Below are 25,080 nucleotides of genomic sequence, written 5' to 3'. Positions count from 1 at the left end.
ACGGACGGTCGATCAGCGGCGCGCCACCTCGATCAGCAGTGCCGCAGAAGGCGACGGCGTCGCCCCCATCCACACCGCGCTGAGCGGACGCGCCGCGGCCAGCCCGGCGACCGGCACCTCGACGAGGTTGCCGTGCTCGATGTCGGTGCCCGCCGCGCGCGCACTGAGCACGCCGAGCCCACCGCCGGCACGCGCGGTGGCGAGGATGGTCGAGGTCGAGCCGAGCTCGACGGCGTGCGCGGGCGCCACCGTGTCCCGTCCGAGCGCCGTGGCCAGGGCGGCGAGGAACGTGTCGCGGGTGCCCGACCCGATCTCGCGCAGCAGCAGCGGTTGCTCGAGCAGGTCCGTCGGCGTGAGCGGACGGGAGGCCCGCGCGGCCGGGTAGTCGGGCGCGGCCACGACCGTCAGCGTGTCCGCGCCGATGTCGGCGTGCGACAGATCGGCGGGCACCGCCGGCATCTCGACGAACCCGAGATCGGCCGCTCCTGAACGCACCCGGTCGCACACGTCGTGGGAGTTGGCCACGACCGCGGAGACGTCGAGCGACGGGTTCTCGCGCCGCAGCACGAGCAGCCAGCGCGGCATCAGGTACTCGGCGTTGGTGAGGCTGGCCGCGATGCGCAGCTTCGCCGACTGCGAGACCCGAAGCGACGTCACGTTGCCCGACAGCGTGCCGGCGGCGGCGACGACGTCACGCGCCCACGCCGCGAACGCCTGGCCGATCGGGGTGAGCGTGGATCCGGCGGCGGTGCGGGTCAACAGCGCCAGGTCGACGCGGCGCTCGAGCCGGTGCAGCTTCGCGCTGGCGGCGGGCTGGCTGATGCCGTGGGCGTGGGCGGCCTTGCCGACGCTGCCGAGCTCGGCGACGCTCAGCAGCAGGTCGAGCGACTCGAGGTCCGGGGTCCAGGCGGGCAGTGGCATCGTCTGCGTGTCTACACCACCTGGAGCAGCAGGCTGGTCGCCGCGACCGTCACGCTGAGCACGAGTCCGAGCAGCAGCGGACGCGGCCCGGTGCGGCGCAGCTCGGACGGGTTCGTCGACAGCCCGATGCCCACGAGTGCCGTGGTGATGAGGAACAGCGAGACGTGCGAGAGCGCGCCGTGCGCGCCCGACGGCACCGCACCGAGCGTGTTGAGCGCGGCGACGAGCACGAACCCGACGAGGAACCACGGCACGAGCCGCAGCGGGTGGACCCGGACGACGGCCCCCGTGGCGCGTGCCTCGCGGCGCCGCACGACGGCGGCCAGCGCCAGGCACACCGGGATGATCATGAGCGAGCGGACGAGCTTCACGACGACCGCGTGGTCGGTGGCCGCCGGACCGTACTCCGACGCCGTCGCGACGACGGAACTCGTGTCGTTCACGGCGGTGCCGGCGAACAGGCCGAAGTCCGTCTGGCTCATCCCAAGGGCGTGTCCCAGCGGCGGGTAGACGAGCACCGCGACCACGTTGAACAGGAAGATCGTCGACACCGCGTACGCGATGTGATTGCTGCGGGCCTTCAGCACCGGTCCGGCCGCGGCGATCGCGCTGGCGCCGCAGATCGCGGTGCCGACGCCGACCAGGGTGCGCAGGTCACCGTCCACGCCCAGCCGCCGGCCGACGACGTAGGCGACCGCCAGGCAGGCGGCCAGCGTGCAGAGCATGACGGGCAGCGACCCGAGGCCGACGTCCGCGATCTGTCCGAGCGACAGCTGCGTGCCGAGCACGACGACCGCCAGCTGCAGGACGAACCCCTTCGACCGGTCGATGCCCGCGTCCAGGCGCGGGTGCACGCCCGCGGCGAGCCGCCACACCACGCCGACGACGATGCCGATGACGGGCGCGCCGACCAGCGGGACGAACCGTCCGCCGACCGTGGCGAGGGCGGCGATTCCGGCGCACAGCGCGAGTCCCGGCAGCACCGCCGAGCGACGGGGCCGGATGGTGTTGCGGTGCGCGACGGTGGTCATGCGTCGATGCTCCGTCGGGACGGGCCGGCCCGATACCGACCGCGTGGTTGCCGCGGTCATAACCGGCGCCTATGACCCGCGAGGACCCGCCCTGATGTCAGGGCGCGACGTCGGCCAAGGCCTCGTCGAGGATGCCGATGCCCAGGTCGATCTCGTCCTCGGACGCGGTGAGCGGCGGGGCCATGCGGAAGACGCCGCCCATGCCGGGCAGCTGCACGATGTTCATGTGCAGCCCGAGCTCGAGGCAGCGCCTCGTGACGGCGGCGCCGAGTTCGTCCGAACTCTGCTTCGTCGCGCGGTCGGTGACCAGTTCGAGCCCGACGAGCAACCCGCGGCCGCGCACGTCGCCGATCACCTCGTGCCGCGTCGCGAGGTCGCGCAGCCCGTTCTGCAGCCGGGCGCCCAGCGCGCGCGACCGTTCGTCGAGCCGATCGCGTTCGAGCACGTCGAGGACGGTGTTGCCGACCGCCGCCACCAGCGGATCCGAGACGTGGGTGGTGAAGAACAGGAACCCGCGCTCGTGCGCCGTCCGCTCGATCTCGTCCGAGGTGATCATCGCGGCGAGCGGCAGGCCCGCGCCCAGCGTCTTCGACAGCGTGAGGATGTCGGGCACGACTCCGTCGCGCTCGAAGGCGTACCAGGTGCCCGTGCGGCACAACCCCGTCTGCGCCTCGTCGAGGATCAGCAGCATGTCGCGCTCCCGGCATTTGCGCGCGAGTGCAGCAAAATAGCCGGGCGGAGGTTCGAGCAGGCCGCCCGAGCTGAGGATCGGCTCGGCGATGAAGGCCGCGAGGCTGCCGACCGACTGCGCGTCGACCAGCTCGAAACCGAGGTCCAGCTGCCGCTGCCAATCGAGCTCGCCGTCGGGCGTGGTGACGTCCGGACGGTAGGTGTTCGGCGCCGGGATGGCGAAGTTGCCCGGCGCGGCGGGGCCGTAGCCCTTGCGGCCGGAGCTGTAGGTCGCGTTGGCGGCGGCCTGGGTCATGCCGTGCCACGAGCGCGCGAACGACACGATCTCGTGCCTGCCGGTGACGAGCTTGGCCATGCGGATGGCGGCCTCGTTCGACTCCGCGCCCGTCGTCAGCAACAGCACCTTCTCGAGCGGGTCGGGCAGCGACTGCGCCAGCCGTTCGGCCAGCTCGACCACCGGACGGCTGAGCATGCCGCTGAACAGGTGGTCCAACGTGCGCACGCCGTGCTCGACGGTCGCGACGATCTCCGGATGCGAGTGGCCTAGGATCGCGCTCATCTGACCGGACGTGAAGTCGAGCAACCGCCGTCCGTCCGCCGTCGTCACGAACGATCCGGACGCCGACTCGATGATCTCGCGGGTGAAGCCGCCGTGGCCGAAGTAGCGGACGAGGTGCCGGTCGGCGCTCGTCCAGAAGGCTTCACCCGTCGCGGCGGCGGGACGGTCCGTGGTCGTCATGCCGTCACGGTAGGAGCCCCTCCGGCGTTGCGTCCATCCCCTCCGGCGCGGCCTCCGCTGCCGTCGGGCGGTGCGGCGTCGAGCAGCCGCGACACCGTCTGCGCGGCGGTGTGCAGCGCGCCGGCTGCCGAGGACCCGACGCCGTCGGGCAGCACACCCGCCGTGCCGACGAGGGCGAGGGCGGCGAGGGGCGTCCCGCGCCGGAACACCGGTGCCGCCAGCATGCGCACGCCGCCCGCGTCGGGTGGCCCGGTCGAGAGCCCGCCCTGCCTGATGCGCGCGAGATCGGCTGCGAGCGCGGTGTCCTGCACCGCGTCGGCCGCGGGGCCGCCGGCCGGGAGGAACGCGCAGTGCACGCGGCCCGGTGCCGAGCCGACGGCGTCCAGGCGCGCACCGGCGTCGAGCGCGACGCGCACGGCCTCGTCGGTGTCGTCGACGACGCCGATGACCAGCGCCGACGCGCCGTCCCACACGGTGAGCACGACGGTGCACCGCGTGCGGACGGCGAGCTCGGCCATCACGGGCTCGGCCGTCCGGGCGACCGGCGACCCGGCTCGCGCCGACGCCTCGAGGTCCAGCACCCGCGGCCCGAGCGAGTACAACGCCGTGCGCTCGTCGTAGCGCAGCAGGCCGACACTGCGCAGTGCCATCGTGTAGCGCTGCGCGGTGGTCCTGCTGGCGCCGAGCCGGTCGGCGATCTCACGGCCCGGCAACCGGGGACGGCGCACCGTGAACAGCCCGAGGACCAGCGCCGCGCGGTGCACCGCCTGAATGGTGTCGCGGGGGGCGAGCCGCTCGGCCGCCACGGTCACCGGTCCGGCGACGCGCCGGCCGGGGTCGGTCGCATGACGAGCTCGAACACCTGACTGCGCAACAGGCTGAAGTCGGGTTCCAGTTTGGTCTTCACCTGGTCACGCGGCCGGGGCAGGTGCACCGGCACGTCGGCGATGATCCGGCCCGGGTGCGCGGCCAGCACCACGACCCGGTCGCCGAGGTACACCGCCTCGTCGATGTCGTGGGTGACGAAACCGACCGTCACCTTGTACTCCCGCCGCACACGCAGCACGAGGTCCTCGAGATCGGCGCGGGTCTGCGCGTCGACCGCGGCGAAGGGCTCGTCCATGAGCATGACCTCCGGCTGCACCACCAGCGCGCGGGCGATGGCCACGCGCTGCTGCATGCCGCCCGACATCTGATACGGGTAGAGGTCGGCCGTGCCCTCGAGGCCGACCGCGACGAGCGCCCGCTCGACCCGCTCGGCGGTCTCGCGCTTGCCGAGCTTGTACGCCGCAGCCGCCATCGACAGGTTGCTGCGGACGGTCAGCCACGGGAACAGCGAGCGCGAGTAGTCCTGGAAGACGACGGCCAGGCCCAGTGGCGGCCCGCTCACGACCTGCCCGTCCAGGCTGACGGTGCCACCCGACGCCTTCAGCAGGCCGGCCATGATCATGAGCAGCGTCGACTTGCCGCACCCGGACGGGCCGACGATCGACACGAACTCGTTGTCCTCGATGACGAGCGAGGTCGCCGACAGCGCCTCGCGTTCGCCGTAGGTCTTGGTCACGTTCTCGACGGTCAGCGTCATGGTCGTGTTCTCCAACTCGGGACGGACGTCTGCCGGTTCACAGGCCGGCCAGGGAGCTGCGCCGCTGCCAGCGGAGCGCGCGTTTCTCGATGAGCCCGAAGGCGAGGTTCAGCAGGATGCCGACGAGCGCGATCAACAGGAACGCCGACCACATCTTCACGTACTCGAAGCTCGTCTGGTACAGCACGATCTGGTAGCCGAGACCCTCGGTCGTCGCGTAGAGCTCCGACACGATCATGAGGATCAGGCCGATGCCGATGCTCACTCGCAGGCCCGCGAAGATGTGCGGGGACGCCGCCGGCAGCAGCACCCGGAAGTAGAAGACGCGCCGGCTCACGTGCATGCTCTGCGCGCTGCGCAACCACGCAGGGTCCACCCCGGCGATGCCGTCCGCCGTGTTGATCATGATGACCCAGACGGTGCCGATGAAGATCAGGAACACGTTCATGCTGCCAGCGATGCCGAAGATCTGCACACCGATGGGCAGCAGGACGACCTTCGGGATCGACATCCAGAACCGGATCACCGGCCGGTAGAGCTTGGCTGCAATCTCGCTGCGCCCGATCACGAACCCGACCGCGATGCCGACGACCACTGCGAGCAGCCAGCCGCGGGCGAAACGCCCGAGGCTGGACGTGACCGCGTCGACCAGCAGGTCGGAGAAGAACAGCTGCGACCAGTCGGACGAGAACCACATCGACCCGAACTCGCGCAGCACCGTCGACAGCGGCGGGAAGTAGTCGGTCACCGCGAGCCGCGCGACGACCTCCCAGCTCAGCAGGATCGCGCCCACCATCCAGAGGTTTCCGACGCTCGACAGGAACCGGCGGCTCGTCCGCCGCCGGGCCCGCGGAACGGTCGTCGTCGCCACGCGCTCGGCCGGCGTCAGTGTCTCAGGCAAAGGACACCCACTTCACGAGTCGGCGCTGCGCGAACGCGATGCCGGTGTACATCAGCGCTCCGAGCGCTCCGACGACGAGCACGCCCGCGTACACCTCTTCGACGCGCAGTGCGTTCTGGTAGCGCAACATCACCGTGCCGACGCCCGCCTTCGCGCCGAGCAGCTCGGCCGACAGCACGGTGACGAGCGCGGTGCCGGACGCGATGCGCACACCCGTGAGGATGTAGGGCAACGCGCTCGGGAGGATGACGACGAGCTGGCGACGCCACCAGGACCAGCGCATCGAACGTGCCGCGTCGAGACGCAGCGGTTCGGTGCTGGCCACGCCGTACACCGTGCCGATCAGGATCGGCCACACGATGGCGTAGACGGCGATGGACACCTTCATCTCGAGGCCCAGTCCGAACAGCAGGATCGCGATCGGGATCAGCGCGGTCGCCGGGATCGACCGGAACGCGTCGACCGCCACCGCACTCGGCTTGACGAGGTGCCGGTTGCTGCCCGACAGCAGCCCGAGCACGACCCCCGCCGCGGTCGCCACGCCGAGCGCGACGACCCAGGCCTGCAGGGTGCTGCCGATGCCGTCGAGGAACTCGGCGTCCTGCAGCAGCGACGGCAACCGTCCGATCACCGCGAGCGGGCCCGGCAGCGAGTTCTTCGGCACCAGTTCGGTGACGTGCACGAGCTGCCAGGCGAGCAGCACGCTGAGCACGCCCAGCGTGCCGAGCACGACGGTGCTCGCCCGCTCCCGGCCGGCGGAGCGGACGTCCGCCGGCCGGGAGCTGTTCGTGCTACTTGACGGCGAAGTCTGCGACGGCACCGTCGAGTCCCTTGTCGGTGATGGCGCCGGCCTTCTTGAGCACCGAGACCAGCGAGTCGTACGCCGACATGGTCAGCAGACCCTCGAAGGTCGCCTCGGGCTCGGACGCCACAGCCTCCGGGGTGCTCTTGCAGTACTTGGCCATCACCGGGAAGCGCTTGTCGTCGTTCTTCGGGTCGTTCGCCGACTGGGACGCCTTCTCGATCCCCTTCGTGAAGGTCTCGGCCTTGTCCTTGTTCTTCTCGATCCAGTCCGTGCCGGCGAGGTAGAACGCCGTGGGCACCGGACCGGTGGTGGCGAAGAACGGGTTGCCGAGGTTGACGGCGCTGCCGTCCTTCTCCCCCTGCACGACCTGCGCGGCGGCGACCTGCGCGGCGGCGATCTTGCCGTTGGTGACGGCGGGCAGCAGCTGGTCGAAGGGCAGCTGGGTCCACTTGGCCGTCGACTTCTGGCCCGTCTCCTTCTGGATCCAGTAGTCGGTCATGACCTGCCCGAGGCCGCCCAGGATGTTGGTGGCGATCGTCTTGCCCTGCAGGTCCTTCACGGACTTCACGTCACCGCCCTTCTTGACGACCAAGCCGTTGGCACCCTTGGTCGACAGGCCGGTGTCCGAGATGATCTTGACCTTCTGGCCCTTGTTGATGGCGGTGAAGCTGGTCAGCGAGTTCACGAACGCGATGTCGGCCTCACCGGCCTGCAGCGACGCCAGGGCGGCGGCACCGCTCTGCACCGGCACGAGCTCGATCTTCTGGTCGCCGAACATCTTCTGGTCGATGCCCCAGGCGATCTGCTCGTTGCAGAGACCGATCGTGGTGACGCGCAGCGCGTCACCGCCGCCGGAGTCGTCGGAGCTGGAGCAGGCCGACGCTGCGAGAGCGAGGGCGGAGGCGGCGAGGGTTGCGGCAATGCGTTTCAACGGGAATTCCCCTTCCGGGAGGGTGGACCGGGACCGGCCGGACGAAGCAACGGGGTACGAGCGAAACGACGGACGTCCGTCAGTGGTGGAACGCCGACTCGGACGACGCGCTTGTTCGCGCAGCATCGCGCAAAACACGTCGAGGACGGCGTACTGCCGCAGATCCCGCGCACGGCGGGCACCCGTACGTCGCGTCCCCGGCAACCGACGCCGGGATGCGTGCAACCGAGACGTCGCCGTTCGACGACGCGCCGCGTACGAGTGGTGCTTCGGACGGCCCAGCTAGAAGAGCGTCTGCGTCTTGCCCGCAGCAGTACCCGGCCGCATGCCCTCACGAGGAGGAAGGACGTGCAACGGCTCGGCGTACCTGCGCGACGCGACGCTGGGCATGAGGAGCGCGCCGATGGCGTCCGCTTTCCTCATCCCGAAACTCCTGTCAGTCCGTTGAGTTCGTTCAGGCTAGGACGAGGGTTCCCCCTCGTCAATGGGCGAGACGTTGTCTCACTTGGCGCATACGCTAACCGGCCTTCGAGCCGTGCGGGCGGAGCCGGACGCGACACGCCGGGCCGTTGCGGGCGCGGACGTAACACGGTCGTCCGCGGTCGTGCGATTGCGTACCGGACGGCCTCGGCGCGCGGGCTCAGTCGGATCGCGCATCCACGACCGAGCGGACCCGCTCACGGAAGGTGCGCCACCGCCGCTCGCTGTCGAGCTCGGCGCCCGCCGCGCGGCTGCTGAGTTCGGCGGCGTGGTCGAGCATCTCGGCGATCGAGTACAGCCGCTTCGACGTGACCCGCGCGCCGGCGAGGTCGGCGCGCACCGCCGACGGTCGCAGGTCGGTCCCGTCCAGCAGGTCGGCGGCGCGATGCAGGATGCGCCCGGCCATAACGGTCGCGTCGGCGGCCTGCCAGTCGTTGGCGATGATGCGGTGCCGCTCGCCGAGCACGTCGGCCAGCCCGTCGATCGGCGCGAGGGCGGACGCCATGCTCCATGACGCCTCCATGGCCGCCGCCAGCCAGGCGCCGGTCGCCTCGGCGTCCTCGGCCTGTGTGCGCAGATCGCGGACGAGACGGGTCAGCTCGGCCGGGCGCTGCTCGTCCTCGAGGAACAGCACGCCGTCGAGCTGCACGGCGTCCGGCGCGTTGAGGTCCTCCGCCGCCTCGTAGGGGCTCAGCACCGCGCGCCGGGACGACTCCACCTCGCTCCAGCGATCGGCAAGGCCCTGCAGGGTGCGTGCGTGGCGTTGCAGCGTCACCGCCTGCTCCCGCGGGGCCGAGGCATAGAACTTCTCATGGTCGCGGTGGAACCTGGACAGGTTGAGCACGGCCGTCAGCAGCGGGTCGGGGTCCTGGTGGGCGTCGGTCATGGCTGCTCCCCCGGCGTCGGTCACGGTCGCACGAGCGTGACCCGCGGCCACCCAGGGTGCGCAGGGGCGGACGGACCCCGGCGCCGGCTCGCGTCCCTGCCGTCGACGCTCCATTCGGCCCTACGGCACGACCGCGGGGCGGCCCACGCTCGCGGGATGACGGGGATGCGATCGTCGTGGCGGGTGCGCACCCCGCGCAGCCGCGCGTGGCTTCCGCCGCGCCGGGTGGTGCTGATGTTCTGGCGCGCCCACCGCGCCGTCGTGCGCCGCAGCCACGGCCGGCGTGGGTTGTGGCCGCCGGGAGCGCAGCGGTGGGGCGCGCTGCAGCTCACCACGCTCGGCCGGCGCAGCGGTCAGCCCCGCGCGGTGGTGCTCGCCTATCTCGAGGACGGTCCGAACCTGGTCACCATGGCGATGACAGGCTGGGCCGAGCCCGAGCCGGCGTGGTGGCTGAACCTGCAGGCGCATCCGCACGCCATGGTGCGCACCCGCGACGGAGCCCGGACGGTGCACGCCCGCGCCGCCCACGGCGAGGAGCGGGGCCGGCTCTGGGCGCGGTTCGCCGCGCTGGACCGCAAGCTCGACGAGTACGCCGTCCGTCGGCAGCGGGAGACCGCCGTGGTGGTTCTCGAACCGTTCGCCGGGTGAGGCGCGCGGTACGGCCCGCGGCACGACGAAGGGCCGGCCTCCCTTCCCGTGGAGGCCGGCCCTTCGGGTCGATGGCTCAGCTGCAGCCGCTGGTGCTGCCGCAGCCCTCGCAGACGAAGCAGGAACCGGCGGGACGCATCTTGGTGCCGCAGTTCATGCACAGCGGGGCGTCGGCGCTGCTGCCCATGAGGGTCTCGAGCAGCTCGGTGCTGCTGTGGACCTTCACCGGCACCGGGGTCGCGGTGGCGGCGACGACGGGGTCGCTGACGGTGGGCTCGTCCTCCTCGACGACCGTGGACTGCTCGACGGGCGCCGACTGCGCGAGGGCCTCGAGGTCCTCCTGGTCGTCGGCGGGGGCGTACGAGCCGGTCTCGAGCTGCCGGGTGCGCTCGGTGGCGGTGTGGATGCCCAGCGCCGACCGCTCCTCGAAGGGCAGGTGGTCGAGCGCCAGACGCCGGAACACGTAGTCGAGCACCGACTGCGCCATGCGCACGTCCGGGTCGTCGGTGAGACCGGCCGGCTCGAAGCGCATGTTGGTGAACTTCTGGACGTAGGTCTCGAGCGGAACGCCGTACTGCAGCGCGATGGAGATCGCGATCGAGAAGGCATCCATGACGCCGGCCAGGGTCGAGCCCTGCTTGCCCAGCTTGAGGAACACCTCACCGAGGTTGCCGTTGTCGTAGGTGCCCGCGGTCATGTAGCCCTCGGCACCACCGACGGCGAACGACGTGGTGCGCGAGTTGCGCGACTTCGGCAGCCGGGTGCGGGTGGGCCGGAACTCGACGACCTTCTCCGGCGCCGCCGAGGCGCCGGCCTTCTCGTCCTTCTTCGCTTCCTTGCCCGCGGACAGCGGCTGGCCGACCTTGCAGTTGTCGCGGTAGACCGCCAGCGCCTTGAGGCCGAGCTTCCAGCCCTGGAAGTAGACGTCCTCGATGTCCTCGACGGTCGCGTTCTCGGGGAGGTTGACCGTCTTGGAGATCGCGCCGGACAGGAACGGCTGGACCGCCGCCATCATGCGCACGTGGCCCATCGGACGGATCGCGCGGGCGCCCATCGCGCAGTCGAACACCTCGTAGTGCTCGGTGCGCAGGCCCGGCGCGTCGATCACGTGACCGTGCTCGGCGATGTACTCGACGATGGCCTCGACCTGCTCCTCCTGGTAACCCAGGATGCGCAGTGCCCGCGGCACCGTCTGGTTGACGATCTGCATCGAGCCGCCGCCGACGAGCTTCTTGAACTTGACCAGCGCGAGGTCGGGCTCGACCCCGGTGGTGTCGCAGTCCATCATCAGGCCGATGGTGCCGGTGGGCGCGAGCACGGACGCCTGCGCGTTGCGCCAGCCGTTCTTCTCGCCGATCTTGTTGCCGCGCGTCCACTCCTTGGTGGCCAGCTCGAGCACCGCACGGTCGTTGTCGTGCAGCGTGCGCACGGCGTCGGTGGCGGCGGCGTGCTTGCGCATGACGCGGGCGTGCGCGGCGGCGTTGCGGGCGAACCCGGCGTACGGGCCGACGATGCCGGCCAGCTCGGCCGAGCGGCGGTAGGCGACACCGGTCATCAGCGACGTGATCGAGGCGGCGAGCGCACGGCCGCCGTCGGAGTCGTAGGCCAGGCCGCACGCCATGAGCAGCGCACCGAGGTTGGCGTAGCCGATGCCCAGCTGGCGGTAGTCGCGGGTGTTCTTGCCGATCGACTCGGTCGGGAAGTCGGCGAAGCAGATCGAGATGTCCATCGCGGTGATGATCAGCTCGGTGGCCTTGACGAACCGCTCGCCCGCGAAGGTGTTGTCGGGCTCGAGGAACGTCAGCAGGTTCAGCGACGCCAGGTTGCACGAGGTGTTGTCGAGGCTCATGTACTCCGAGCACGGGTTGGACGCGGTGATGCGGCCGGTCTCGGGGTTGGTGTGCCAGTCGTTGATCGTGTCGTCGTACTGGATGCCCGGGTCGGCGCACTCCCACGCGGCCTGCGCGACCTTGCGGAACAGGTCCTTGGCGTCGACGGACTCGATGACCTCGTGCGTGCTGCGCGAGCGCAGACCGAAGTCGGTGCCCTCGTCGACGGCGCGCATGAACTCGTCGCTGACGCGGACGGAGTTGTTGGCGTTCTGGTACTGCACGGACGTGATGTCCGAGCCGCCGAGGTCCATGTCGAAGCCGGCGTCGCGCAGGACGCGGATCTTGTTCTCCTCGCGCGCCTTGGTCTCGACGAACTCGGCGATGTCGGGGTGGTCGATGTCGAGGACGACCATCTTCGCCGCGCGGCGGGTGGCGCCGCCGGACTTGATCGTGCCGGCGGACGCGTCGGCGCCGCGCATGAAGGACACCGGGCCGGACGCGGTGCCGCCGGAGGACAGCAGCTCCTTGGACGAGCGGATGCGCGAGAGGTTGAGGCCGGCCCCGGAACCGCCCTTGAAGATCAGCCCCTCCTCGCGGTACCAGTTCAGGATCGAGTCCATGGTGTCGTCGACCGAGAGGATGAAGCAGGCGCTGACCTGCTGCGGCGACGTGGTGCCGACGTTGAACCACACCGGCGAGTTGAAGCTGAACACCTGGTGCAGCAGCATCCACGTGAGCTCGTGCTCGAAGATCTCGGCGTCGGCCGGCGAGGCGAAGTAGGCGTGCTGCCGGCCGGCGGCGACGTACTTGCTGACCACGCGGTCGATGAGCTGGCGCAGCGACCACTCGCGGGTGTCACTGCCGACGGCGCCGCGGAAGTACTTGGTGGTCACGATGTTGGCGGCGTTGACCGACCAGAAGTCGGGGAACTCGACGCCGCGCTGCTCGAAGTTGATCGAGCCGTCACGCCAGTTGGTCATGACGACGTCGCGCCGCTCCCAGCTGACCTCGGCGTACGGGTGCACGCCCTCGGACGTGTACACGCGCTCGATGCGCAGCCCGGACGCGGGATAGACCGCCTCCGGCTCGCTCGTGGCGGTGCGGTCGGTGCTGGCTGCGCTGTCGCGGCTGACGTCGGCCTCGGTCATCGGCGTGGGTCCTCTCGTACTGCTCGTACTGCGTGGCTTCGGGGGGTGGGGTGTTGTGCTGGGCCGTACTGCGGTGCTGGCGTCGCTGCTGGAGTCACTGCTGGAGTCACTGGTGGAGTCACTGCTGGGGTCATTGCCGGCGTCCGGAGAACGGAACGCCAGGGATGTGATCAGGAGTCGGGCGGTGCGGGAGCGGCGTCGCCCGGCCGGTCGCCGCGGAGGTCGAGGATCGCCTTCTCGAAGTCGTCGGCCGAGCTGAAGGCCTGGTAGACGCTCGCGAAGCGGAGGTACGCGACTTCGTCGAGCTCGCGCAGCGGCTTGAGGATGGCCAGGCCGACGTCGTCGCTCGGGACCTCGGCGACACCGGTCGCACGGATCGCTTCCTCGACGGCCTGGGCGAGCTGGGCGAGCGCGTCCTCGTCGACGGGGCGACCCTGGCAGGCCCGGCGCACGCCGCTGATCACCTTCGCGCGGCTGAACGGCTCGGTGACGCCGCTGCGCTTGATCACCGCGAGCGTCGCCTCCTCGACGGTGGTGAACCGCCGACCGCACTCGGGGCAGGACCGGCGGCGCCGGATGACCTGGCCCTCGTCGTGCTCGCGGGAGTCGACGACGCGGGAGTCGGGGTGGCGGCAGTACGGGCAACGCACGGTGCTGCACCCTCCTCGGCTCGCGCGGCGCGGCCCCACTCGGACGCCTCGCCTGTGGACACGGCTGTCGACAACGTGGGGAGAACTGCCGCTGCCCTGTGGACCGCAGCGGCTGTCCTGTGGAGAAACAACCCCAACTTGTGGACGAACAACACCGTTGTAACTACTAGATGTTGTGAACGCTAGGCCTGTCGCGGTTGTTCCGCAAGCTTCGCGCCCGACGTGTCGCCACGGCCGCCGGGAACGCGGCTTTCGTCAGCGGTTCAGCGGGTGCGCAGGTGCTGGCCGGGGCGCAGGGTGACCCCGGTGGCACCGTCGAGGTGGTTGAGCCGGCGCAGCCGGTCGACCTCGGCGCGGGGGTCGGCGCCGGGCGCGGTGCGACCCGCGATGGACCACAGCGTGTCGCCACCCCGGACCGTGACGACGGCCGGCGCGCGGCCCTCGGCCGGCGCGGGGCCGGCGGCGGGCGCGGACACCGTGGCGAGCCAGACCAGCGCGCCGCCCACCGCGGCGGCCAGCACCGCGAGCACCGCCATGCCGCGGCGGGTGAGCCGCACCCTGACCCGCTCGGCGTCGGCCGGGGGCGCGAGCACCGACACGGCGCGCGGCGCGGGCGACGCCGGGACCGCCGGCGCCACCGGCGACAGCGCCGGTCGGACGGGAACCGCGTGCAGGTGACGCGGGCGCCGGACCGGGACCTCGCAGGGCTCGGCGGGGCTCGTGTCGGGGAGGAAGGACAGTGCTGCGGACATCGGTGTACTCCTGTCGATCGGGCCTGCGCGTCACCATCTGGTTCGAACAGGCTTTCGATAGAACGCCTATTCGAATGTGTACCAGCGGGGTCCGACACGAACCACGGACGACCGGCGTGTCGTTCGAACAAATGTTTGAGTTGCGGACGCGATGTGGCTAACGTCCGGGCCACCGAACACGATTTCGAACACCGCCGATCCGGCGGGTGTGTCGCGGGACACCTCCGCGGTCGCCCGCAGCACGACGCCCACCGCAGACCGAAGGAAGGCTCACCACCGTGGCGCAGAAAGCGCAGAAGACGCGCACCACCGCAGCCGGTCCCCGCACCGCCCGGTCGAAGGAGGTCGACACCGCCGACACGACCGAGGCCACCGCGGGCGAGGCCGTTGCGACGACCGACGAGCAGCCCGCCCGCCGGGGCCCCGGCCGTCCGAAGGTCACCGAGCTGCCCGACCCCGTCACGGGGCTGACGCGCCGCCAGCAGGCGATCCTCGACGTCATCCGCGACTCCGTGGAGCGGCGCGGCTATCCGCCGAGCATCCGCGAGATCTGCGAGTCGGCGGGGCTGGCCTCGACCTCGAGCGTCGCCCACCAGCTCGCCATGCTCGAACGCAAGGGCTTCCTGCGCCGCGACCCCAACCGGCCGCGCGCGGTCGACGTCCGCGACGGCGGCCTGCGCGAGGGCGCCACGGGCACCGGTCGCGGCAAGGCGGCACGGCGCGCCGTCGCCGTGGCCGACGACGCGCCGCGCAGCGAGGCGCCGGTGTTCGTCCCCGTGGTGGGCCGCATCGCCGCCGGTGGGCCGATCCTGGCCGAGCAGATGATCGAGGACGTCTTCCCGCTGCCGAAGTCACTCGTCGGCGACGGCACGCTGTTCCTGCTCAAGGTCGTCGGTGACTCGATGGTCGACGCGGCCATCGCCGACGGCGACTGGGTGGTCGTCCGCCAGCAGGAGAACGCCGAGAACGGCGAGATCGTCGCGGCGATGATCGACGGCGAGGCCACCGTCAAGACGCTGCAGCGCAAGGGCGGGCACGCCTGGCTGCTGCCGCACAACGAGGCCTACTCCCCCATCCCCGCCGACGACGCGACCATCCTCGGCCGCGTCGTCACCGTGCTACGCCGGGTCTGACCCCGCGTCCGGCTGCGGTTCCGACGACGGGGCCGCAGCCGGTGCAGCCGGAGCCGCCGGAGCCGCCGGTGCCGGTGCCGGTGAGGCCATGAGCGCCGTCTGCACCAGCACGGGTGCGTGGCGGCGGTGCACCAGCCGCCCCCGTCCGGGCGGCAGCGGCTCCATCTTCTGCGAGCCCAGCACCGCCCCCTCGTCCTTGCTGCCCGACAGCAGCAGGCCGGGGGTGCCCATGTCACGCAGGTTGCGCATGAACGGTTCGAACATTCCCTGACCCGCGCCGCCGGCCGAGCGGGCGAGCACCACGTGCAGCCCGATGTCGCGGGCCTGGGGCAGGAACTCGATGAGGTCGCGCATCGGGTTGCCGCCCGACCCGCCGGCGATCATGTCGTAGTCGTCGAGCAGCAGGAACAGCCGCGGACCCGTCCATTTCGCCACCTCACCGGCGGACGGGTCGACCTCGATGTTCTTGAGCCGGTCGCGCAGCGCGGCGACGATGTTCGACGCCGTCTCCGGCGCGGCGACCGAGTTCATCACGTACCCGATCTGGTGCGGTGTGGTGATCGCGCCGAGCATGCCGCGCCGGTAGTCGAAGGTGATGACCTTCGCCTCCTTCGGCGTCCACCGGGTCGTGATGCCGGTGGCGATCGCGCGCATCAGGTTCGACTTGCCCGACTCGACGTCGCCGACGACCACGAAGTGCGGTTCGGCGTCGAAGTCGATGTACACCGGCTCGAGCACGTCCTCGTCGACGCCGATGGGCACGGCCGCCCGCGACGGGTCGACCGGCGGCAGGTCGGCGAACGGCAGTTCTGCGGGCAGCAGCCGCACCGGCGGCGCGACCGGACCGGCCCACGCGTCCTTGACGCGCTGCACGGTGTCGGCCACGCCGTCGACGACGTCGTCGACGGAGGGGTTGCCGTCCGCCCGCGGCAGCGCGCTGAGGAAGTGCAGCTTGTGGGGCGAGATGCCCCGTCCGGGGCTGCCCTCCGGCACGTCCTTGGCGATCTTGCGGTCGAGCTCCGACTCGGACGGGTCGCCCAGGCGCAGCTCGAGCCGGTTGCTGATGAGGTCCTTCAGCGCGGGACGCATCTCCATCCACCGCTGGATGGACAGCACCACGTGCACGCCGTACCCCAGACCGCGCGACGCGATCTGGGTGATCGCGGCCTCGAGCGGTTCGAAGTCGGAGCGGATCGACGCCCAGCCGTCGACGACGAGGAACAGGTCGCCGAACCCGTCGCGCGGCAGCCGTCCGGACGCGATCGCGCGGCGGTACGAGTTCATCGAGTCGATCTTGTGCTCGGTGAAGAACTCCTCGCGTCTGGCGAGCAGGGTGTTGACCTCGGCGATGGTGCGGCGCAACCGGTCGGGCTCGAGGCGGGTCGCGACCGAGCCGACGTGCGGCAGGTCCGACAGGCCGGTCAGCGTGCCGCCGCCGAAGTCGATGCAGAAGAACTGCACCTGCTCGGGCGTGTGGGTCAGCGCCAGCCCCGTGATCAGCGCGCGGAGCACGGTGCTCTTGCCGCTCTGCGGCCGTCCGACGACCACGAAGTGCGAGCTGGCCAGCTCGACCCAGTGCGGGTCCCGACGCTGGTCGAACGGCCGGTCGATCAGGCCGATGGGCGCGGCGAGCCGCGGTGCGGCGTCCCAGTCGACGGGCCGCAGGCCCATGTCGGTCTCGCGCAGCGGCGGCAGCAGCTCGTCCATGGTCGGCGGCACGTCCAGCGGCGGCAGCCACACCTTGCGCGCGGGGACGCCGGCCCCCTCGAGCCGTCCGACGAGGATGTCGAGCATCGTCTCCTCGGGCCCGTCGGCCGGCCGTTCCTCGGACTCGTCCGGGTCCGGTTCGGGATCGTCGCGCGGCTCCTCGCGCGCGGCGAGGTAGTCGACCTGGTAGGGCAGGATCTGTCGCCGCTGTCCCTCGGTGACGGTCGGGCCGGCGCTCGCGGTGGCCTTGAACGGTCCCGACACGTAGGCGGCCTTGAAGCGGACGAGCCCCTCGGTGGCCTCCTTCAGGTAACCGTTGCCGGGCGCGCTCGGCAGCTCGTAGGCGTCGGGGACGCCGAGCACGACCCGGCTCTCCATGCCCGAGAACGTGCGCAGCCCGATGCGGTAGCTGAGGTGGGTGTCGAGGCCGCGCAGCTTGCCCTCCTCGAGGCGCTGGCTGGCCAGCAGCAGGTGCACGCCCAGCGACCGTCCGAGCCGTCCGATCATCACGAACAGGTCGATGAAGTCGGGCTTGGCACTGAGCAGTTCGCTGAACTCGTCGACGACGATGAACAAAGACGGCATGGGTTCGAGCGGGGCGCCCTGCTCGCGGGCGCGCTCGTAGTCGCGCAGCGAGGCGTAGTTGCCGGCCGCGCGCAGCGCCTCCTGGCGGCGCACCATCTCGCCGGAGATGGCGTCCTTCATGCGGTCGACGAGGATCAGCTCGTCCTCGAGGTTGGTGATGATCGCGGACGTGTGCGGCATGACGTCGAGGGACGCGAACGTCGCGCCGCCCTTGAAGTCGACGAGCACGAAGTTCAGCGTCTCGGACGAGTGCGTGAGCGCGAGGCCGAGCACCAGGGTGCGCAGCAGCTCCGACTTGCCGGACCCGGTGGCGCCGATGACCAACCCGTGCGGACCCATGCCGCCCTGCGCCGACTCCTTGATGTCCAGGTCGACGGGCTGGCCGCCGGGGCCGACGCCGATCGGCACGCGCAGCCGGTCGCGCGGCGCCCGCGGCCGCCACGTGATGCCGGGGTCGACCGTCCGCGGGTCGCCGATGCGCAGCAGCTCCGGCAGCGTCAGGTCGGCGGTGAGCGCGTCGCTCGGCTCGTCCGCGGTGGCGGTGGAGAAGCGCATCGGGCTCATCCGGCGGGCGAGGTTCTCGGCCTCCACCACCGACAGCGAGTCGGGCACGCCGATCCAGGTGCGCTCGACCTCGCCGGTGCGGTCGCGGCGCACGATCGACAGCGCGCGGGGGGTGCGCTGCTCCCGGGGCGCACGTCCGTTCTGGCTGCGCTCGGAACTCTTCGCCGGCCCGGTGACGTCGAGACGCAGGATGCCCGGACCGGTGTCGGGACCGGTCGTGCCCGACAGGTCGAGCACGGTGACGCCCTGCACCAGGCTGCCCGCGAGCTGCGACTCCCCCGGCACGCGTCCGCCGTCGACGACCACCACGACGTGCGGCCCCTCGCCGCCGCCGGTTCCGAAGCGCGGACGGCTCGTGAGGGTGTCACCGAACAGCGACTCGATCGCCAGCAGGTCGTCGCCGATGAGGCGCACCTGGCCGACCGCGTCGAAGGTGTCGGAGCTCAGCGCGTGGGGCAGCCACTTGAGCCACTCCCACTGCGGTGCCGTCTCCGGCCCCGCAGCCACGGCGATCACCAGGTCGTCCGGCGTGTGGAAGGTCGCCAGCTGGCCGAGCATCGCCCGGGCCAGGCCGCGCACGGCGGACGGGTTCTCGCCCGACAGCACGATGCGCCCGAACGAGGGCAGCGCCAGCGCGGCGGGCAGGTCGGCGACGGTGTTGTGGGTGCGGACGAAGCGTCGCAGCGCCGCTGCCGAGATCGGCTCGAGGTCCTCGATCGGCTTCGTCTGCGGCGGCACGAGAGTGACCGCGAGGCGCTGCGGACCGCGTCCGGTGCGCACGACCAGGAAGTCCTCGTCGCCCGGGCGGCGCTCCCACATGCGGCTGCCGACGACGATCGACCACAGCGAGTCCGGTTCGGGGTGGTGCCAGAGGGCGGCGGCGCGCTGCTGCTCGGCCGCGCGCCGCACCCGGCGGCGCACCTGCTCGAGGTACCGGGCGTAGTCGCGGCGGTCACCGTCGAGGCGGCGGCGCTTCTCGCCCGACTGCCGTCCGACACCGCCGATCGCCATACCGACCATCGACAGCGCCATCATGCCGCTGGCGAGATACGTGATCGGCGTGCCTCCGGAGCCGGTGACGAGCAGGCCGGTGGCGCCGGCGCCCGCCAGCATCGGCAGATAGGTCAGTGCCTGACCGGCGCCGCCGCCGCTGACCGTCTCCGGCAGCTCGGGCGGCGACTCGAGGACGATCTCGCCGCGCGGCTCCAGCGGACCCGTGCGACGGGCCGGACGGCGGAACAGCTCAGTGCCCACTGCACACCCTTCTCCGGCGCACCCTCGTACGACCAGTGGTCACCGGCTGCCTCCGTTACGGTGTGGTCGGGCGCGTCGCCGCACGTCCGATGATCGTAAGACAGTCCCCGGGAGGCGCGGTTTGTCCGCGAGCTTGGTCGCCAGCAGCTGCCGGCTCACCATCATCTCGTCCTCGCTGCGCGTCGACCTGGCGGTCCCGATGCAGCTGTCGGTGGCCGAGCTGTTGACCATCGTCGTGTCCAGCCTCGGACGCGAGACCGCCGACCAGGGCATGGCCGAGGGCGGCTGGCTGCTGCAGCGCGCGGGTGAGGCGCCGTTCGACCCGGGCACGTCGCTGTCGGCGGCGGGCATCCGCGACGGCGACACCCTGCACCTGCGCACCCGCAGCAGCCACCTGCCCGAAGTGGCGTTCGACGACGTCCTCGACGCGGTCGCGGCCGGGGTCAACGAGCGCACCGCCCGCTGGCGTCCGGAGCACACGATGCGGGCGGCGGCCGGCATGGCGTCGGCCCTGCTCGTGCTCTCCCTCCTGCTGTTGCTGACCACCGGCCCGGGCTGGATCCCGGCGATGGCCGCAGCCGCGACGACCGCGGTGCTGCTCCTGGCCACGGCCGCCGCCGTGGCGCGCATCTACAACCGCCGGACGCCGGCGTCGGTCGCTGCCGGCTTCGCCGTCGCGTTCGCCGGCGTCGCCGGAGGTGTGGGTGTGGGCGCCGACCACTCGCTGGTCGAGTTCGGTGCGCCGCAGGTGCTGGTCGCGAGCGCGGCCGTCGTCCTCGCCGCCGTGCTGTCCCTCGCGCTCACGGGCGCGGGCTTCGCCGGGTTCGTGGTCGTGATGACGACCGGCGTGCTGACGGCCATCGGCACCACGGTCGCCACCGCCACGACGCTCACCCCCGCGGCCACCGCGTCGATCGTCGCGACCGTCGCGCTCGCCGTCTCGCCGTTCCTGCCCGCGCTGTCGTTCCGGCTGTCGCGGCTGCCCCTGCCGCAGATCCCCCAGGACGCCGCCGACCTGCGCCGCGAGACCGGTGTCGCCGACTCGCGCCAGATCCTCGGCCAGGCCGTGCGCGCGGACCAGTTCCTGACCGGACTCGTCGGCGGCGTCGCGCTCGCCATCGCCGGCGCGGCCGTGCTCATCAGCGGCGAGGGCGTCACCGAACGCATCCTGGCCATCGTGCTCGGTCTCATCTGCCTGCTGCGGGCGCGACTGTTCACCGGACGCGCCCAGCGCACCCTGCTGCTGATCGCCGGCTCGCTCGCGCTGCTCGCCGTGCTCGTCTCCGCGGTGCTCGACGCCTCGGGCACCGGCCGCATCCTCGCCTTCGCCGCCCCGAGCGTGATCGTCGCGGTGCTGCTCGTCGCCGCCGCGGTCGGTCTGCCCGGACGCCGCTACAACCCGCCGGTCGGACGCGCCGCGGACATCGTCGAATCGCTGCTCGTGCTGTCGGTCATCCCGCTCGCGCTCGCGGTCATGGGTGTCTACGGCGCGGCGCGCGGGCTGCCGAGCCCCTGACCCGTCCGGACGCTCAGCGTCGTCCGGCCGGCACCGACGGCGGACGGGACGAGGCGTGTCCGACCCCCCGCGCGGAGTCGAGCACCTGCGCCTCGGCGGGGGTCGGGTCCAGCGAGACGAAATCGACCCGGCCGCGCCGGACGACGGCGAACGATCCCGCATCCAGCTGCGCCAGCCGCGCGACGGCGTCGCGGGCCAGGCCGAACGCGGACGCGACCGCGCGGGCGGCGTCGCCCGGCATCGCGCCGAACACCGCGACGTCGGCGAGGGCGAGGTGCGCGAGGTCGGACGCACCCCACTGGGTGCGCACGTCGACGCGGCACTGCCACGGTCGCGCGTCCAGGGCACTGCGCGCCGCGGGCGGACGGTCGTCGACGACCAGCATCGGGCCGCCGCTGACCGCGAGCGACGACGCGTCGGGCACCACACGGCTCTGCGGCGCGCCGCGCAGCAGCGGCTCCCACAACTGCGGACGGGGGGTCATCACCTGGACCGGCGTGCCCGCGGCGGTGGCGCGCACGGCGAGCAGCTGCGCCGGGAGCACCCGCGCGGCCAGCGCCACCCGCGTGCCGGCGAGACGGAACAGCCGCAGCACCACGGGTCCGCCCTGCCCCGCGCCCAGCCGGGCGCCCGTGACGGGTGCGGCGAGCTCGGCGCCGGGGGCGATCTCGAGGGTGACGACGCCCCGCACGGCGCGCCTCACACCGGCTCCCCGACACCGAGCGGGGTGGTGGCGCGCAGCAGCTCGGCCTGCTCGCCGCCGACGTGCTGCAGCGTGAGGTCGTACGCCTTGGCGAGCAGCGCGAGCGAGCCGACGGCGTCGCGGGGCGGCGCCGCGTCCGGCGAGCTCACGCGCACGAGCAGCGTCGCGGTCACACCGGCGCCGCCCGCCGCGCGTCCGCCCGAGCGGTCGCCGGACGGACGGCCCGCGACCGGCCGCAGCACGAGCGACGTCGCGGTCACCGGGGTCGGCGCGGCGGCGGTGAGCCGCTGCACGCGGGCGGCGACGTCGGGGCCGGTGCCGGTCACGGCGAACACCGTCGACCAGGTGCCGCCCACGAGCACGTCGTTCCAGGCCTCGGCGGTGCGGTGGCCGTGGCCGGCCGCCGGCGAGGTCGGACCCATCCAGGTGCCGAACAACGCGGCGACGGCGTTCTCGTCGAGGCGGCGCACCTGCAGGTCGGCCGTGGCGAGCACCTGCTCGGTGTGCACCGCGCAGCGGCGCAGGATCTGCCGGATCGCGGCCTCGGTGCCGCCCCGCGCGGCGATCGCGTCCGCCGCGCGGCGGGTGTCGAGGGTCAGCAGGCAGTAGCGGACGGCGAGCTGCGTCACGGGGGCGGCCGGCCCGTCCGGGGCGTGCGCCGCCTTCGCCGCCGGGGTCGTCAGCGTGAACAGCCGGACGCTCGACAGCGGGACGTCCTCGACCTGCAGCAGACCGGCCAGCAGGTCGACGGGCACCGCCGCGTCGTCGTTGAGCACGTGGTCGAGCCCGACCACCAGCGGCAGGCTCCAGGTGGTGCCGGAACGCACGACGCCGATGCTGCCGCCGAGCCGTCCGCCCTCGACGGACTCGACCCGGTAGTCGCCGAGCAGTCCGGCGAGTCCGGCCCGGCCGCGGGCCCGCCGCCGGCGACGCGCCAGCCCCCACCGCGACGCGAGCACCTGGTACAGCCAGCGGCGACGCCGGGGCACGAGCGCGAGCGGCAGCAGCACGACCGCGACGCCGATGCCGACGTAGTAGGGCACGGCGCCGAGCGCGAAGCCCCCCAGCACGGCGGCCGCGGCGACCTCGATCAGCACGAGCTGCGTGCGGGTCGGCGGGGGCGGCTGCGGCACGCCGCCGATCATTGCAGAGCCCCGCCCCGAGGTCGCGGCGCGCGAATCGTCACCCGGTTCTCGTATGGTCCGAGGGTGCAGACCCGCCGCGACCAGCTGCAGGCGTTCCGGTTCCAGAACCGGCGCGCCCTGGCCGCGCTGGTCACCGGTGACCCCAACGTGCTCGAACCGCCGATGCGCCGGCTCACCGTCACCACGCTCAGCGGCATCATGATCGCCATCCTCGTCGTCGTCGGCTTCACCGTCTTCGGGTTCATCCGTCCCAAGGCGGGCGACGCGTGGAAGAAACCGAACTCCGTGGTCCTGCAGGTCGACGACGGCACCCAGACGTACGTGAACCTCGGCGGAGTGCTGCACCCGACCGCGAACTACACCTCGGCGCTGCTCGCGACCGGCGGTCAGGGTGGCAAGCCGGTCAAGGTCGAGGGCAGCGACATCGCCGACGCGCGGCGCGGCACGAAGATCGGCGTCCCGGAATGGCCGGGCGTGCCGCCGGCCTCCGGCGACCTCGTCAGCGGCCCGATCACCGCCTGCTCCCGCCAGCGCCCGCTGCCCGGCGGCAACGAGCTCACGACGCAGGTGGGCCTGACGATCGGCGAGCGGGCCAGCGGCACCGCGCTGCCGTCCGGCACCGGGGTCGTCGTGGCGACGAAGCAGGCCTCCTACCTGCTCGCCGAGGGCCGTCGCTTCGCGATCGCCAGCGGACGGGTCGCCACCGCGATGCGGCTCGGCCAGGCCGACCCGCTGCAGGTCGGCACCGCGTTCCTCGGCGCCGTCCCCGCGGGCCGCGACCTGCGCGATCCCGCCCTCGAGGACGCCGGCGGCCGCAGCGACGTCGAGCTCGACGGCAGCACGCTGCGGGTCGGGCAGCTGCTCGACGTCCAGGACGGCGGCGGCTCCTTCGTGGTGCTCCGCGACGGCATCCACGCCGTCGACGAGGTCCAGCGCGCGGTCCTGAGCACGGTGAGCGTGTCCTCGGCCGGCGACGTCCTCACCCCCCGCAAGGTCACGTCCGCGGCGGTGATCAACGTGCCCCGCGCGACGTCCAGCTTCGACGCGCTGAGGCAGTCGCAGCTCGACGGCCTGCCCACCGAGATCCCGACCCTCGACCGCAGCGCGCAGGCGAACGGTGGCGTCTGCGCGGTGTACGCGAAGGGTTCCGGCGGCGTGGCGCAGGCACCCTCCTTCACGGTCCCGCCGAGCCTCAAGCCGACCACGCCGATCTCGGACATCAGCGAGACGGGCACCTCCGCCAACGGCCTCGCCGACAAGGTGACGGTGCCCCCGGGCCGCGCCGCCGTGGTCACCGCCTCGGACGGCTCGCCGGTCCGCTTCCTCGTCTCCGACTCGGGCACCAAGTTCCCGACCGCCGACACCCAGGACGACAACGCGCTGGCCGCGCTCGGCTACGGCGGCGTCACGCCCGTCCGGCTGCCCTCGGCGCTGCTCAAACTGATTCCGACCGGGCCGGCCATGAACCGGGACGCGGCGCTGACCGAGGTGCGCTGAAGCCCCCGAGTCCCCGGATTTCCTGCCCTCCGACGGTGCGGAGCCGACTAAACGCGGGTATCACACACGCGATCGGGCAGCGGTCCCCACGCCTCGACGGCACCGGGGGTAGTAGTCCCCATTCGTTCCGATGGTGGCGACCTGACCCCGATTGTATGGTCGGTTCACAGCACGAAGATCACCACCGAAGATCACCGTCAGAGATCGACAACGACACGACGAAGGAGCGAGATCGTGGGTCAGTACACAACCAACGAAGAGGCGATGCAGGCCGGCGCCGCGAAGGTCGACGACGCCGCCCAGCAGATCCAGGGCCACATCAGCGCGCTGCGCAGCGAGGTCGAGTCGATGATGGGCGGCTGGAAGGGTCAGGCCTCCACCGCGTTCGTCGGCGTGCACGACGCGTTCGAGCAGCAGGCCAACAAGATCAACACCGCGCTGCGCCAGATGCACGAGGCGCTGGTGTCGACGCGCAACACGTACGGCACGCAGGAGACCAACGAGACGTCGTCCATGACCGGTCTCGCCGGCCAGATCAACGGCTGACGCCGAGACCACCCGACAGACTTTCCGAGAGAGGACGAACAGACATGAGCGAGATCAAGGTCAACTTCGGGGCCCTCGAGGCCGGCGAGCAGGGCATCCGCGCCAACTACGCCAAGCTGACGGCCACCCTGGACCAGCTCGAGAGCGGGCTGAACCCGATGATCCAGAGCTGGAGCGGTTCCGCGCAGGAGTCGTACCTGCAGTGCAAGAAGCAGTGGGACGACGCCGCACTGGCCCTGTCGCAGGTGCTCAACAACATCGGTCAGGCCGTCGGCCAGGCCAACCAGAACTACCAGGCCGCCGAGCACGCGGCGAAGTCGAACTGGGGCTAGTCGTCCGCACCACCTGACCGCGGGCCCAGGGGCCCCGACGCGGCCGGTGCGCACCTCCGGCGCCGGCCGCGCGAGAACGACCGATCACCGAACCACCAC

The 25,080-nt window shown here is 72.1% G+C and carries 21 protein-coding genes; 6 read left to right on the top strand and 15 right to left on the bottom strand.

Annotated features, from left to right (window positions below; all coding sequences use genetic code 11):
• Positions 1-12 precede the first annotated feature (12 nt).
• The 9 genes from ACYVP9_RS05555 to ACYVP9_RS05515 all read right to left on the bottom strand — a co-directional run bounded on the left by ACYVP9_RS05555 (position 13) and on the right by ACYVP9_RS05515 (position 8,969).
• Positions 13-921: a LysR family transcriptional regulator gene (locus tag ACYVP9_RS05555; RefSeq protein ID WP_460603707.1), complete on the bottom strand. Its 909-nt coding sequence runs from the start codon at positions 919-921 to the stop codon at positions 13-15.
• Positions 922-932: 11 nt separating this feature from the next.
• A complete protein-coding gene (locus ACYVP9_RS05550) occupies positions 933-1,952 on the bottom strand; it encodes a YeiH family protein (protein ID WP_460603706.1) in 1,020 nt (339 codons plus the stop codon).
• A 97-nt stretch (positions 1,953-2,049) separates the two neighbouring features.
• Complete coding sequence (locus ACYVP9_RS05545) at positions 2,050-3,381, bottom strand: aspartate aminotransferase family protein (RefSeq protein ID WP_460603705.1); 1,332 nt, start codon at positions 3,379-3,381, stop codon at positions 2,050-2,052.
• The gene (locus ACYVP9_RS05540; protein WP_460603704.1) at positions 3,378-4,187 is read right to left on the bottom strand and encodes an IclR family transcriptional regulator; all 810 of its coding nucleotides are present in this window, start codon (positions 4,185-4,187) and stop codon (positions 3,378-3,380) included. The genes ACYVP9_RS05545 and ACYVP9_RS05540 overlap by 4 nt, the downstream gene beginning before the upstream one ends.
• Before the next feature lie 2 nt (positions 4,188-4,189).
• Positions 4,190-4,966 (bottom strand): ABC transporter ATP-binding protein, encoded by a 777-nt coding sequence (locus tag ACYVP9_RS05535; protein ID WP_460603703.1) that lies wholly within the window; start codon positions 4,964-4,966, stop codon positions 4,190-4,192.
• Between the two features lie 37 nt (positions 4,967-5,003).
• Positions 5,004-5,867: an ABC transporter permease gene (locus tag ACYVP9_RS05530; protein WP_460603702.1), complete on the bottom strand. Its 864-nt coding sequence runs from the start codon at positions 5,865-5,867 to the stop codon at positions 5,004-5,006.
• A complete protein-coding gene (locus ACYVP9_RS05525; RefSeq protein WP_460603701.1) occupies positions 5,860-6,687 on the bottom strand; it encodes an ABC transporter permease in 828 nt (275 codons plus the stop codon). Before ACYVP9_RS05525 ends, ACYVP9_RS05530 begins: the two co-directional genes overlap by 8 nt.
• Positions 6,659-7,603, bottom strand: a complete 945-nt coding sequence (locus ACYVP9_RS05520) for an ABC transporter substrate-binding protein (protein ID WP_460603700.1) — start codon at positions 7,601-7,603, stop codon at positions 6,659-6,661. The genes ACYVP9_RS05525 and ACYVP9_RS05520 overlap by 29 nt, the downstream gene beginning before the upstream one ends.
• A gap of 640 nt (positions 7,604-8,243) precedes the next feature.
• On the bottom strand, positions 8,244-8,969 hold the full coding sequence (locus tag ACYVP9_RS05515) for a hypothetical protein (protein ID WP_460603699.1): 726 nt from the start codon (positions 8,967-8,969) through the stop codon (positions 8,244-8,246).
• 156 nt (positions 8,970-9,125) lie between these two features.
• On the opposite strand from ACYVP9_RS05515, the gene ACYVP9_RS05510 reads away from it, so the two are divergent.
• Positions 9,126-9,617, top strand: coding sequence for a nitroreductase/quinone reductase family protein (locus ACYVP9_RS05510; protein ID WP_460603698.1), 492 nt, complete (start codon positions 9,126-9,128; stop codon positions 9,615-9,617).
• Positions 9,618-9,693: 76 nt separating this feature from the next.
• On the opposite strand, the gene ACYVP9_RS05505 is transcribed toward ACYVP9_RS05510, so the two are convergent.
• The 3 genes from ACYVP9_RS05505 to ACYVP9_RS05495 form a co-directional block, all read right to left on the bottom strand.
• Positions 9,694-12,597: a vitamin B12-dependent ribonucleotide reductase gene (locus tag ACYVP9_RS05505; RefSeq protein ID WP_460603697.1), complete on the bottom strand. Its 2,904-nt coding sequence runs from the start codon at positions 12,595-12,597 to the stop codon at positions 9,694-9,696.
• A 170-nt stretch (positions 12,598-12,767) separates the two neighbouring features.
• Positions 12,768-13,247: a transcriptional regulator NrdR gene (nrdR, locus tag ACYVP9_RS05500; RefSeq protein ID WP_460603696.1), complete on the bottom strand. Its 480-nt coding sequence runs from the start codon at positions 13,245-13,247 to the stop codon at positions 12,768-12,770.
• A gap of 263 nt (positions 13,248-13,510) precedes the next feature.
• On the bottom strand, positions 13,511-13,999 hold the full coding sequence (locus ACYVP9_RS05495; protein WP_460603695.1) for a LysM peptidoglycan-binding domain-containing protein: 489 nt from the start codon (positions 13,997-13,999) through the stop codon (positions 13,511-13,513).
• Between the two features lie 446 nt (positions 14,000-14,445).
• Between ACYVP9_RS05495 and lexA the strand changes: the two genes are divergently transcribed.
• Positions 14,446-15,132, top strand: coding sequence for a transcriptional repressor LexA (lexA, locus tag ACYVP9_RS05490; RefSeq protein WP_460604301.1), 687 nt, complete (start codon positions 14,446-14,448; stop codon positions 15,130-15,132).
• On the opposite strand, the gene eccCa is transcribed toward lexA, so the two are convergent.
• Positions 15,118-19,242 carry a type VII secretion protein EccC gene (eccCa, locus tag ACYVP9_RS05485; RefSeq protein ID WP_460603694.1) on the bottom strand — a complete coding sequence of 1,375 codons (4,125 nt, stop codon included), beginning with the start codon at positions 19,240-19,242 and terminating at the stop codon, positions 15,118-15,120. The genes lexA and eccCa overlap by 15 nt on opposite strands.
• 121 nt (positions 19,243-19,363) lie before the next feature.
• Here eccCa and eccD point away from each other — a divergent pair, with 121 nt between their 5' ends.
• The gene (eccD, locus tag ACYVP9_RS05480) at positions 19,364-20,758 is read left to right on the top strand and encodes a type VII secretion integral membrane protein EccD (protein ID WP_460603693.1); all 1,395 of its coding nucleotides are present in this window, start codon (positions 19,364-19,366) and stop codon (positions 20,756-20,758) included.
• A 13-nt stretch (positions 20,759-20,771) separates the two neighbouring features.
• On the opposite strand, the gene ACYVP9_RS05475 is transcribed toward eccD, so the two are convergent.
• Both ACYVP9_RS05475 and ACYVP9_RS05470 read right to left on the bottom strand, forming a co-directional pair.
• The gene (locus ACYVP9_RS05475; RefSeq protein WP_460603692.1) at positions 20,772-21,461 is read right to left on the bottom strand and encodes a hypothetical protein; all 690 of its coding nucleotides are present in this window, start codon (positions 21,459-21,461) and stop codon (positions 20,772-20,774) included.
• Positions 21,458-22,594: a type VII secretion protein EccE gene (locus tag ACYVP9_RS05470; RefSeq protein ID WP_460603691.1), complete on the bottom strand. Its 1,137-nt coding sequence runs from the start codon at positions 22,592-22,594 to the stop codon at positions 21,458-21,460. The genes ACYVP9_RS05475 and ACYVP9_RS05470 overlap by 4 nt, the downstream gene beginning before the upstream one ends.
• A 75-nt stretch (positions 22,595-22,669) precedes the next feature.
• Between ACYVP9_RS05470 and eccB the strand changes: the two genes are divergently transcribed.
• From eccB to ACYVP9_RS05455, 3 genes are all read left to right on the top strand, one after another.
• Positions 22,670-24,103 carry a type VII secretion protein EccB gene (gene eccB, locus ACYVP9_RS05465; protein ID WP_460603690.1) on the top strand — a complete coding sequence of 478 codons (1,434 nt, stop codon included), beginning with the start codon at positions 22,670-22,672 and terminating at the stop codon, positions 24,101-24,103.
• A gap of 234 nt (positions 24,104-24,337) precedes the next feature.
• Positions 24,338-24,649 carry a WXG100 family type VII secretion target gene (locus tag ACYVP9_RS05460; RefSeq protein ID WP_460603689.1) on the top strand — a complete coding sequence of 104 codons (312 nt, stop codon included), beginning with the start codon at positions 24,338-24,340 and terminating at the stop codon, positions 24,647-24,649.
• Positions 24,650-24,693: 44 nt separating this feature from the next.
• On the top strand, positions 24,694-24,981 hold the full coding sequence (locus tag ACYVP9_RS05455; protein ID WP_460603688.1) for a WXG100 family type VII secretion target: 288 nt from the start codon (positions 24,694-24,696) through the stop codon (positions 24,979-24,981).
• Positions 24,982-25,080: the final 99 nt, after the last annotated feature.

The organism is Jatrophihabitans fulvus, from assembly GCF_054781375.1.
This window is presented reverse-complemented; position numbering and strand designations above follow the sequence as displayed.